This window comes from Streptomyces morookaense (genome assembly GCF_013030945.1).
GTDB classification, from domain to species: Bacteria; Actinomycetota; Actinomycetes; order Streptomycetales; family Streptomycetaceae; genus Streptomyces; species Streptomyces morookaensis.
The window spans coordinates 1-10,607 of record NZ_JABBXF010000078.1 but is presented as its reverse complement, the minus strand read 5'-3'; the positions used below and the strand labels follow the sequence as shown (position 1 = coordinate 10,607).

The following is a 10,607-nucleotide window of genomic DNA, read 5'->3' as shown; positions in this document are numbered from 1 at the left end:
CCTGCCCCCAACCTGCCGACCGCACCGCCCCCTTCCCCTTCCCCGTCCCCTTCGGCACCGGCTTCCCGCCCGCCCGCGCATCCGCCGGTGCACCTTCACCCGGGCTACCGCCACGCCTCCGCAGCCGTGAACAGGCCACCCTCGTCCGGGATTTCGCTGGTCATGTTCACCCTGCTCATCACCGCACCGGCCATCCTGGCCGCCGTGCTCCTGCGCCCCCGCTCCGCCTCGGGGCCCCGTCACTGACCGGCCGACAGATCACCACACAGCCGCGACAAATCAGGGGGAAACATGGCAGACGGCACCATTTTGTTCGCGCTGCGCGAGGACCCGTCGCACCAGGGCGGCGAAGGCGACCAACTGCGCAGGATCAGCAGGGCGGTCGAGGGCCATGGCCTGGAGGTCCGCTGGGCGCGGACCGAGACCGACGCGCGCGCCGTCCTGCGCACCGAGGCGGGTCTGGCGGCTGCGGTGGTCGCCTGGGACCTGCCGCACGGAGGGGGCGGCGAGGGCGCGGAGCCGGGCGGTGCGGCGGTGCTGCGCCGGATCGGCAAGCGCTTCACGGGCCTGCCCGTCCTGCTCGTCATGACGGAGGAGGCCGACGAGGACCTCGATCGCCTGCCGCTGTGGGTGGCGGAGGCGGTCGTCGGCTACGTCTGGCCGCTCGAGGACACCCCCGCGTTCATCGCCGGCCGGATCGCCACGGCGGCGCACGCCTACCGGGAGGCCGTGCTCCCGCCGTTCTTCAAGGCGCTGCGCCGCTTCGACGAGGCCCACGAGTACTCCTGGCACACGCCCGCACATGCCGGAGGCGTCGCCTTCCTCAAGTCCCCCGTGGGGCGGGCCTTCTTCGACTACTTCGGCGAGCGGCTCTTCCGCAGCGACCTGTCGATCTCCGTCGAGGAACTCGGTTCCCTCTTCGGGCACTCGGGCCCGATCGGGGACGCGGAACGCAACGCCGCCCGCATCTTCGGCGCCGAGCGTACCTGCTTCGTACTCCACGGCAACTCCACCGCGGACCGCATGGTGGGCCACTTCTGCGTCTCCCGGGACGAGATCGCCCTGGTGGACCGCAACTGCCACAAGTCGGTGCTGCACGGCCTCGTCCTGTCCGGTGCCCGGCCGGTCTACCTCGTCCCCACCCGCAACGGCTACGGCCTGGCCGGTCCCCTGCCCCCGGCCGGGATCGCCGCGGCAGCGGTCGCGGACCGTATCGCCGGAAACCCCCTCGCCCACGGTGCGCTCTCCGCGGACGCGGAGTACGCGGTGCTCACCAACTCCACGTACGACGGGCTCTGTTACGACGCCGTGCAGGTCGCCCGGGAGCTCGCGGCCAGCACACCACGGGTGCACTTCGACGAGGCATGGTTCGCCTACGCGCGCTTCCACCCGCTCTACGCGGGCCGCTACGGCATGTCCGTCGGCCCCGACACCTTCCCCGGCCCGCAGCGCCCGACGGTCTTCTCCACCCAGTCCACGCACAAGCTGCTGGCCGCGCTGTCCCAGGGCGCCATGGTGCATGTCAGGTCCTCGCCCAGGGCCCCGGTGGAGCCCGAGCGCTTCGACGAGGCCGCCATGATGCACGGCACCACCTCGCCGTTCTACCCCGCCATCGCGTCGCTCGACGTCGCGGCCGGGATGATGGACGGCCCACAGGGCCACTGGCTGATCGACGAGGCGGTCACCGAGGCCGTCCGCTTCCGGCAGGCGGTCGTCCGTACCGCCCGGCGCATCGCGGCCGCCGGGGACAGGCCGGAGTGGTTCTTCGGCGCCTGGCAGCCGGAGACGGTCACCGATCCGGAGACCGGCGAGCAGTACGCGTTCGCCGACGCGCCGGCCGAACTGCTGCGCACCCGGCCCGAATGCTGGCAGCTCGGCCCCGATGCCGCATGGCACGGATTCCGGGGGCTCACCGAGGGCTATTGCCTGCTCGACCCGGTCAAGGTGACGCTCACCTGCCCGGGTGTCGACGCCGCGGGCCGGTGGCAGGACCGGGGCGTCCCCGCCCGGGTGCTCACCGCCTACCTGGAGACGCGCAGCATCCTGGTGGAGAAGACCGACACATACAGCACGCTCGTCCTCTTCTCCATGGGCATCACCAAGGGCAAGTGGGGAACGCTCCTGGACGCCCTGACGGACTTCAAGGCGCTCCACGACGCCCGTACGCCCCTCGGCCACGTGCTGCCCGGCCTGCTCCGCGCGTACCCCCGCCGCTACGACGGCATGACCCTGGACGAGCTGTGCCAGTCGATGCACGACCACCTGCGGGGGAGCGATCTGGTCACCCTGCTGGACACCGCCTTCCGGCAGCTGCCGAGGCCGGTCGTCCCGCCGCAGTGGTGCTACCAGCAGCTGATCCGCTCCGGCACCGAGCGCGTGCGGATCGCCGACGCCGCCGACCGGGTGGCCGCGGCCATGGTGACGGTCACCCCGCCCGGGATCCCCGTGCTGATGCCCGGGGAAACGACCGGTGCCGCCGACGGGCCCCTGCTGCGCTATCTCCGCGCCCTGGAGTCCTTCGACCGCGCCTTCCCCGGCTTCGGCAGCGAGACGCACGGCGTCACGGTGGACGCCGCCACCGGCGACTACCGGATCGAGTGCGTACGGCCGGAGCGCCTGTGAGCGGGGGCGCAGTCGCGAAGCCGCCTCCTACGGACGGACACGCGGCCCCGGCCGGAAACGGTCGACCAGGAAGACCACGAGCCCCAGGACATAGAAGGCCAGGCCGAAGACCACGGCGTTGCCGAGCACGCCGAGGTAGCCGTGGAGGTCGACGTCCAGGAACGGATACGGGTAGCGGCCGTCGGTGCCGGGCGAGAGGAGGGCGCCGCGGACGAGGGCGAAGGGGAAGTAGAGCAGCGGATAGAGCAGCCACTGCGCCGCGAAGACGAACCGGAAGCGGCCCGGTGCGGTCAGCAGCAGCCAGTCGAGCACGGCGGCGATGGGAGTGACCGTGTGGAGGAGCTGGTTGGCGATCGATTCCAGCTGGGTGCGCTGGGCGGTCATGGAGAACCCGCTGGAGGCGTTGTCGAGCACGAAGTGGAAGACGACGCCTGTGATGCAGATGTAGAGGAGGGCCGCGCCGGTGACCCTGGGGGAGAGGGCGGGCCGGGCGGTCCAGGCACGGTGGGCGGACCAGGCGAAGACGAGTGCGATCAGGAGGTTGGACTGGACCGTGAAGTAGCTGAAGAGCCGCCCGAGGTCGTGCGAGTCGGTCACGTCGAAGGCGACACCGGTCAGCGCGGCCAGGGAGACGAGGGCACGGAAGACCGCCGCGACGGGACGGCGGTGCAGCGGGACGACGGCTGCCGCCGGGACACCTGCGGTGCTCGTCGTGCCGGTGAGGCGGCTACGAGTGGAGGACGGTTCGATCATCCGTCCACGGTACGGGTGAGGCGGTGGGGGTGATCCAGTCGCCGACCGGGGCGGGATGCGCGGGCCGGCACGCCAGACCGGGACGACCCTACGGATATCGCCGCCGCCCCAAGGGCGTTCGGGAGGAAGGGTGCGGAACGTCCGGCGCCCGGGACGCCGGACGAGGTCCGGCACTGTTATCCGTCCGTAACCGAATCTCGAGCTGTTCTGTTCAGCAGCCTGCTGGCGCGGCTCCTGCCCGAGCCGGCGCCTGGGCGAGCCGCAGAGCTTCGGCGGTGACGTCGGCGTCGATGTGCGCGGGCGTTCTGTCGCCGTATTCGAGGATGCGGTACTCGTCGTCGAACGCGGCGAGCCGTCGGGTCGGAGGCAGTCCGTGTCCGAAGCGCTGGTGGATGCGGAATACCAGGTCCGACGGCGTCAGCGCGCCGGTCGGCATCCGCCTCGCGAGTGCTCGCGCCGCGGCTTCCTGGCCGGCGATGCTGCCGGCCGGGTAGAAGGTGAGGCCCAGTTCATCGAGCGCTGGGGGCAGCAGGTCCGGGACGTCGTAGTCCGCTTCGGCGCGCGTGCAGGCAGCCAGGGTCTGCAACGCAGGACTGTCGAGGCCGGCAACGAGGGCGTCACAGGCAGCGGATACGACATCCGCTGCCGGGATTTCGCGGAGGCTCCAGAGGACGGCATGGTCCTGAAGCGTGCAGGCTGCTTGTTCGACCGACGACATGCTCCCATTCCGGCTTCGGCAGATCACCGGGTCGAACGGCTTTCGTGGTCGGCCGGTGCACGCAGTGCTCAAGGCACCAGAACGACCTTGCCGAACTTGCCCGGACCCGCCAGGCGTTCGTAGGCCTCGGCGAACCGGTCGAGGGAGAAGGCCGCGTCGACGGGGACACGCAGCCTGCCCCGGGCCAGCAGCGGTGTCACGGATGTCCGCACCGTGGCGGCGAGGAGCGCCTTCTCGGCGGGTGAGCGGCCGCGGATGGTCGTGCCGATCAACCGGGCCCGCGCGAGCATGAGGTCGAACATCCGCAGCGGCGCCGTGGCACCGGCCTGGACGCCGACGACCAGGATCGTGCCCCGGCTGCGGAGCAGGGCGACGCGCTGCAGGCAGTCCTCGCCGCCGACGAGTTCCACGATCACGTCGTACGGCGCGTGCACGGCTTCCTCGTCCGGGGTGACGACATCCACCCTGCCGTCGGCGGCGAGCGCTCCGACCCGGCCGTGGAGTCCGGGCCGTCGCACACTGGCCACGGCGTGTGCCCCGGAGACCGCGGCGACCTGCACCATGGCCGTGCCCACCCCGCCTGCCGCGCCGGTGACCAGTACCCGGTCACCGGCGCGGATGCCGGCCTGGGTGACCAGGGCGTCCCAGGCGGTGCTGAAAGCCTCCGGGAAGCCGGCCGCCTCCTCCCACGACAGGCCCTCCGGCACCGGCAGGAGGAGGTCGGCGGGGACCGTGATCCGCTCGGCGTGGCCGCCACCGCCGACCAGCGCCATCACCCGGTCACCCGGGGCGACTTGCGTGACCCCGGGTCCGGTCTGTTCGACCTCGCCGGCGACCTCCAGGCCGGGCACGTCGGCCGGCCAGCCCGGTGGCGCCGGGTAGTCCCCGCGTGCCTGCTGCAGGTCGGCGGCGTTGAGTCCGGCTGCCCGTACCCGCACCACCACGGCCCCCGGCCCGGCGACCGGTTCCGGACGCCGCTCCAGCCGGAATGCCCCTCGGGGATCGATCACCACGGTTCGCATGAGGGCAATCTATGCCCGCTCGTCCATGCATCCGGTGCCGGGGGCCGTCAGGGACGGTCTCCCACCGGTCAGCGGACGACCCGGTAACTCAGGGCCGGGTAGGGGAAGTTGCCCCAGTGCAGGCTCCCGAGCCCGAAGGACAGGTCGCTGGGCCGGTCGGGAAGCCCCGTCCGGCAGTCGTGGTTGAAATACACCTGGATATTGGCGGCGGTGAAGTTGACCGCGGACCTCGCGGGCTCCGGAAGGGTCCGGCAATCGGTGTTGCTTATGTCGACCGGCATCTGTCTGCCGGTCAAGTCCTGGCCCGTGGCGAAATAGACCACGGGCGCGTTGGGGAAGTCGGTCGCGGCGGCGGGCTGGGCGAGGCCCATGCTCACCGTCAGCGCGGCCGCGGAGGCGACGATGGCGCCGCCGGTCAGGAGCTTTTTCCTGAGTAAGGCCATGAGTGTGCTTCCTTTCCTGCGCGTCCTGCGTGTCCGCTCAACTTCTTTCCGGTCGGAAGGAGTTCGGGGCGCGCGGACCACTGTGCACCCCGAAAAATGGACCGGCAAGTCCAGACGGGTGCGGGCATCCCGCGCCGTAAAGTGGGCCCGCAAGTCCAGGGAAACGGGGGCAGGAGACCAGATGTCCGACGCACCGACCGCAAAAGACGCACCGACCGCAAAAGGCCGCGCCACGCGGGCCCGTATCGTCGAAGGGGCGGCCGAGGTGCTGCGCGAGCGAGGGGTCGCCGTCACCACGCTCGACGACATCCGGAGCCGTACCGGCACGAGCAAGAGCCAGCTCTTCCACTACTTCCCCGGCGGCAAGGACGAATTGCTGCTGGCAGTGGCCCAGTTCGAGGCGGACCGTGTCCTGGAGGACCAGCAGCCGCACCTGGGGAGCCTGGACTCGTGGGAGTCCTGGCAGCAGTGGCGGGACGCGGTGGTGGAACGGTATGAACGCCAGGGCGACCACTGTTCGTTGGGGGCACTGTTCCTTCAGGTCGGGCGATTACGCCCGGGCGCCCGTGCGATCGTGACGCAGCTGATGCGCCAATGGCAGGAGCAACTCGCCCACGGCATGCGCGCTCTCCAGGACAACGGCCTGGTGTCGCCGGCCCTCGATGCGGACCGGACGGCCGCCGCATTGCTGGCGGGCATCCAGGGTGGCGTGGCCATGCTGATGTCCACGGGCGACTCGATGTACCTGAAGGCGGCGCTCGATTCCGGCATCGATCACCTCCGCGCGGCGACGGTCGAGCCGGTACGGGCCTGACGGCACGGCCCCGGCCCCGATGCTCACCGGGGCGAAGGCCGTGCTGATCACGCAGGGGAAGTGTCCGCGCGGACCGATGCATCCGGGAGCGTCAGCGTGAAGGTGGTGCCGGGACGCGGGTGGTCGGAGCGGGCGGTGAGGGTGCCGTGGTGGCGTTCGGCGATATCGCGGGCGATGGCGAGCCCGAGGCCGCTGCCGCCCGTGTCGCGGGCGCGGGCCTCGTCGAGGCGGGTGAACCTCTCGAAGATGTGCTCGTACGCGTCCGGGGGGAGCGGCGTGCCGTCGTTGTGGATGGTGACGGTGTGCGTTCGACCGTCGCCGGTGATGTCCAGGACGACGGCGGTGCGCGCGTGCCGGACGCCGTTGTCGAGGAGGTTGCGCAGCAGCCGGTGGAGCTGTGCACCGTCGCCGCGGACGGGGGCCTGGTCGGGGCTGCTGCGCAGGGAGACGGGGTGCCCGTGGTGCTCGTACTCGTGGACGAGTTCTGCGGCGAGGCCGGCCAGGTCGATCAGGGAGTGGGCGGCGGGGTGGTCGGGCCGGGCCAGCAGGAGCAGGTCTTCGGTGAGGGTGTGGATGCGCCGGGTGGCGGTGAGGGCGTCGTGGAGTGCCTGTTGCACGTCGATGCTGTCGGGGTGGGCGAGCGCGGTTTCGAGTTCGTAGCGCAGGGCGGCGACGGGGGAGCGCAGTTCGTGCGAGGCGTCCGCGACGAAGCGGCGTTGGCGTTCCACGGCGGTCTCCAGCCGGTCCAGCGTGGTGTTGGTGGTCAGCGCCAGGCGGCGGACGGGGTCGCGGGCGTCGGGGACGGGGACCCGGCGGTCGAGGCTGGTGTCGGTGATCTCGGCGACTTCCTGCCGGATGGCCTCGACCGGGCGCAGGGAGCGGCGTGCGGCGGCCCAGGCGAGAGCGGCGACCAGCAGCGCGGCCAGTGGGACGCCTGTCATGAGCGGGGTGCGCAAGGGAGCGGTGGCCAGCTCGGCGTAGTAGGGGGGTACGAGGACGTAGAGGGTGGAGCGGCACGATCCGTCGGCTTCGGTGGGCAGGCGGCACGCGTTCGTGGGGGTGTGCACGGCGGTGGCCCAGACGGTGACGGTGCGGTGTGCGAAATCGTGGGCCTGCTGGTGGGCGAAGAGCGCCTTCTGCTGGTCGGGGGTGCCGCTGCTGGAGGGCGGCTTCAACGTTCCGTCGGAACGGTGGAAGCGGGCGTGGTCGCGTTCGTCGACCGCGCCGACGTGGACACTGCCCCGCTGCGGGCTGCCGGTTGCCCGGTGCTGGGGCTGGGCAGGGGGCGGGGGGAGCAGTGCCTTCAGGTCGGTGAGGTCCTGGGTGCCGCCTGCTGCGGCAATGGTGCGGCCTGCCCGGTCGACCTCGATGAGTGGCCAGTTGAGCACGGGGTCGCGGAGGTCTTCTTTGCCGGCGGCTGCCTGGGCGGCGAGTTGAACGGACAGTTCGAATGTCCGGTTGTCCGTCGTCCGGTGGGCGACCGTGCGGACGTGCTGGAACAGCCACCACGCCCCGGTGCCGCACAGCACGAGAGCGGCGATGCCCGCCACGAGGGCGATGCGCACCTGTCCGGGCAGGACGCGAAGCAGGGCCGGTGCGCGGCGCAAGGGGCGTTGCCGGGCGGCCGTCACGGCTGATCGCGGGAGGTGAGGCGGTAGCCGTATCCGCGGACGGTCTCGATGCTGTGGGCGGCGAAGGGGGCGTCGACCTTCTTGCGCAGTGCGGAAATGTAGACCTCCACGATGGCGGTGCCCCCGGTGTAGGCCGGGTCCCAGACCTCGTCGAGGATGGCCTCCTTCGACACCGGGCGGTCGGGCGTGTGCAGCAGACAGGTGAGGATCGCGAACTCTTTCGGTGTCAGGGCGAATTCGACGGCGCCCCGGCCCGCGCGGCGCGAGGCCACGTCCGCCCACAGGTCGCCGGCGCGCAGCAGGGATCGATCGGTCACGGCGGTGGTGCTTCGGCGCAGCAGGGCCCGTAGCCGTGCGAGCAGGACCACCGAGGAGAACGGCTTGACCAGGTAGTCGTCGGCACCGGTGTCCAGGCCCTCCGCCTCGTCGTACTCGCCGTCCTTCGCCGTCAGCATCAGCACGGGCGTGTCGAGGCCCGCGGCGCGCAGGGCGGAGCAGATCCGGTAGCCGTTCGGGCCGGGGAGCATGATGTCCAGCACGATGACCGCGTGGTCGCCGGTCAGGGCTCGTTCCAGTCCGGTGTTTCCGTCGCGGACGAGTTCGACGTGGTAGCCCTCTGCGGTCAGGCCGCGCTGCAGGGCGGGCCCGAGCTGCGGATCGTCCTCGACGACCAGTACGCCTTTCACGCGGTCGAGCCTTTCATGTCGCGTGCCGTTTTTCCTGAAGACGATCTTCAGGTTCTTGAGGTCCTTTTTGGGTTGTTTCATGCACGCTCTGTCTCCAGGCCGCACCGGACACAGAGGCCCGCCTGTTCACAGCCGACCAGGGCTCGACGGGCCCGTTCCGCGCCGGTCCCCACGCCCTGATCACCCAGAAAGCTGCCCTCATGCCGAGCCCGCCCCTCCATCCGAGCCGCCGTGGCCCCGCCCGGTGGCGTCCAGCCGTGACCGCGGCGCTGTGCCTCGTCTCGGGGGCAGCCCTGGTGACCGGATGCGGGCAGCAACGCGTCACGCCGGCCCAGGCCCGCGCGCAAGCAGACGGGAGCGCACCCGCTGCAGCGGCCTTCGCGAGCAACACCCGCGAGGAATCGGCGGACTGCCGGAAGGCGAAGTGCATCGCGCTGACCTTCGACGCCGGCCCCGGGCCCCACACCGCCGAACTCCTGGACATCCTCAAGGCCGAGGAAGTGCACGCGACCTTCTTCCTCCTGGGCGAGAAACATGTCCTTGCCCACCCCGACCTGGTGCGCCGGGAAGCAGCCGAAGGCCACGAGATCGGCAACCACACCTGGACCCACCAGCGACTCGACGATCTCACCCCCGACCGGATACGCGACGAGCTCGACCGCACCCAGGAAGCGATCGAAAAGATCACCGGCAAGGCCCCCGCCCTGATGCGACCGCCGCAGGGCGGCACGAACAAGACGGTGGGGTCGGTCGCCCGCTCACTGGGCCTGTCCCAGGTCCTGTGGAGTGCCACCGCAAGCGACTACGCCACCACCGACAGCCGCCTGATCGGCGACCGCATCCTCGACCAGGCATCCCGTGACGGCATCGTCCTGCTCCACGACATCTACGACGGCACCGTCCCCGCCGTCCCCAGGATCATCGACGAACTCCGCGCCCGCGGGTACACCTTCGTCACCGTCTCCCAGCTCCTGGCCCCGGCCGGTCCGCGTCCCGGCACCGTCTACCACCCCTGACCGCCCCACCAGCCAGCCGGAGATGCAGACACATGCGTATTTCCTTCCTGCTCCACAACGCCTACACCTTCGGCGGCACGATCAGATCGACGTTCAACCTTGCCGCCGCGCTGGCCGTCCACCACGACGTGGAGATCGTCTCGGTCCTCCGCTACCGCGAGACGCCGGCCATGGGCGCACCACCGGGGGTGCGGCTGGCACATCTGGTGGATCTGCGCCGCAACTCGGCGCACTACGACGGCGACGACCCGCGCCATGCGCAGCCCGCCCGCGTCTTTCCCCGCGCGGACGGCCGTCACCGGCAGTACAGCCGGCTCACGGACGAACGCATCGGCAGCCATCTGTCCCGCCTGGAGACAGACGTGATCGTCGGCACCAGACCGGGACTGAACGTGCACATCGCCCGGCAGGCTCACCCCGCCGCCATCAGAGTGGGTCAGGAACACCTCACCCTCTCCGGCCACGGACGGCGCATGCGCCATGAGATACGCCACCGCTACCCCTTGCTGGACGCACTCACCACCGTGACCGAAGCCGACGCACACGCCTACCGGCAACTCGGCCTGCCCGACGTGCGGGTGCAGGCGATTGCGAACAGTGTCCCCGCCACCGCAGCAAGGCCGGCCGAGCACACCGGCAAGGTCGTCGTGGCCGCGGGCCGGCTCATCCCGGTGAAACGCTACGACCTCCTCATCAAGGCCTTCGCCGACGTCGTCGCCTCCCACCCGGACTGGCAGCTACGGATCTTCGGCAGAGGCGACACCACCGGCAACGAGAGAAACAGCCTGGCCACCCTCATCGACAACCTCGAGTTGAACCGCCACGTCTTCCTCAACGACCACGTCGGCGCACTGGAGACCGAGCTGGCGAAGGCCTCCATCGCCGTCTCCGCCTCCGACCGG

General features: G+C 71.0%; 11 protein-coding genes. 5 read left to right on the top strand and 6 right to left on the bottom strand.

From position 1 onward, the window contains the following. Positions 1–87: 87 nt before the first annotated feature. Both HG542_RS27455 and HG542_RS27450 read left to right on the top strand, forming a co-directional pair. Positions 88–246, top strand: a complete 159-nt coding sequence (locus tag HG542_RS27455) for a hypothetical protein (RefSeq protein WP_227722977.1) — start codon at positions 88–90, stop codon at positions 244–246. Positions 247–291: 45 nt separating this feature from the next. After that, on the top strand, positions 292–2,622 hold the full coding sequence (locus HG542_RS27450; protein WP_171086026.1) for an Orn/Lys/Arg family decarboxylase: 2,331 nt from the start codon (positions 292–294) through the stop codon (positions 2,620–2,622). Positions 2,623–2,649: 27 nt separating this feature from the next. Here HG542_RS27450 and HG542_RS27445 read toward each other — a convergent pair whose 3' ends face one another. The 4 genes from HG542_RS27445 to HG542_RS27430 form a co-directional block, all read right to left on the bottom strand. Continuing rightward, the gene (locus HG542_RS27445) at positions 2,650–3,375 is read right to left on the bottom strand and encodes a Pr6Pr family membrane protein (RefSeq protein ID WP_171086024.1); all 726 of its coding nucleotides are present in this window, start codon (positions 3,373–3,375) and stop codon (positions 2,650–2,652) included. A 211-nt stretch (positions 3,376–3,586) separates the two neighbouring features. After that, positions 3,587–4,093 carry a hypothetical protein gene (locus HG542_RS27440; RefSeq protein ID WP_171086022.1) on the bottom strand — a complete coding sequence of 169 codons (507 nt, stop codon included), beginning with the start codon at positions 4,091–4,093 and terminating at the stop codon, positions 3,587–3,589. Between the two features lie 68 nt (positions 4,094–4,161). Further along, on the bottom strand, positions 4,162–5,115 hold the full coding sequence (locus HG542_RS27435; protein WP_171086019.1) for an alcohol dehydrogenase catalytic domain-containing protein: 954 nt from the start codon (positions 5,113–5,115) through the stop codon (positions 4,162–4,164). A 68-nt stretch (positions 5,116–5,183) separates the two neighbouring features. After that, on the bottom strand, positions 5,184–5,558 hold the full coding sequence (locus tag HG542_RS27430; protein ID WP_171086018.1) for a hypothetical protein: 375 nt from the start codon (positions 5,556–5,558) through the stop codon (positions 5,184–5,186). A 181-nt stretch (positions 5,559–5,739) separates the two neighbouring features. Between HG542_RS27430 and HG542_RS27425 the strand changes: the two genes are divergently transcribed. Next, the gene (locus tag HG542_RS27425) at positions 5,740–6,372 is read left to right on the top strand and encodes a TetR/AcrR family transcriptional regulator (RefSeq protein ID WP_171086016.1); all 633 of its coding nucleotides are present in this window, start codon (positions 5,740–5,742) and stop codon (positions 6,370–6,372) included. A 47-nt stretch (positions 6,373–6,419) separates the two neighbouring features. Here HG542_RS27425 and HG542_RS27420 read toward each other — a convergent pair whose 3' ends face one another. Both HG542_RS27420 and HG542_RS27415 read right to left on the bottom strand, forming a co-directional pair. Continuing rightward, entirely contained in the window at positions 6,420–7,979 is a 1,560-nt protein-coding gene (locus HG542_RS27420; protein ID WP_171086014.1) for a sensor histidine kinase, read from the bottom strand. Between the two features lie 20 nt (positions 7,980–7,999). Next, positions 8,000–8,689, bottom strand: a complete 690-nt coding sequence (locus HG542_RS27415) for a response regulator transcription factor (RefSeq protein WP_229922752.1) — start codon at positions 8,687–8,689, stop codon at positions 8,000–8,002. A 200-nt stretch (positions 8,690–8,889) separates the two neighbouring features. Between HG542_RS27415 and HG542_RS27410 the strand changes: the two genes are divergently transcribed. After that, the gene (locus HG542_RS27410) at positions 8,890–9,705 is read left to right on the top strand and encodes a polysaccharide deacetylase family protein (RefSeq protein WP_171086010.1); all 816 of its coding nucleotides are present in this window, start codon (positions 8,890–8,892) and stop codon (positions 9,703–9,705) included. Between the two features lie 32 nt (positions 9,706–9,737). Further along, positions 9,738–10,607: glycosyltransferase (locus HG542_RS27405; RefSeq protein WP_171086008.1), on the top strand; the 870-nt coding region annotated here is incomplete at its 3' end.

Excerpts from the sequence above, each read along its gene's own strand:
- HG542_RS27445 (WP_171086024.1), bottom strand. The coding sequence starts at position 3,375 with ATGATCGAACCGTCCTCCACTCGTAGCCGCCTCACCGGCACGACGAGC.
- HG542_RS27425 (WP_171086016.1), top strand. The coding sequence starts at position 5,740 with ATGTCCGACGCACCGACCGCAAAAGACGCACCGACCGCAAAAGGCCGC.
- HG542_RS27450 (WP_171086026.1), top strand. The coding sequence starts at position 292 with ATGGCAGACGGCACCATTTTGTTCGCGCTGCGCGAGGACCCGTCGCAC.
- HG542_RS27440 (WP_171086022.1), bottom strand. The coding sequence starts at position 4,093 with ATGTCGTCGGTCGAACAAGCAGCCTGCACGCTTCAGGACCATGCCGTC.
- HG542_RS27430 (WP_171086018.1), bottom strand. The coding sequence starts at position 5,558 with ATGGCCTTACTCAGGAAAAAGCTCCTGACCGGCGGCGCCATCGTCGCC.
- HG542_RS27410 (WP_171086010.1), top strand. The coding sequence starts at position 8,890 with ATGCCGAGCCCGCCCCTCCATCCGAGCCGCCGTGGCCCCGCCCGGTGG.
- HG542_RS27435 (WP_171086019.1), bottom strand. The coding sequence starts at position 5,115 with ATGCGAACCGTGGTGATCGATCCCCGAGGGGCATTCCGGCTGGAGCGG.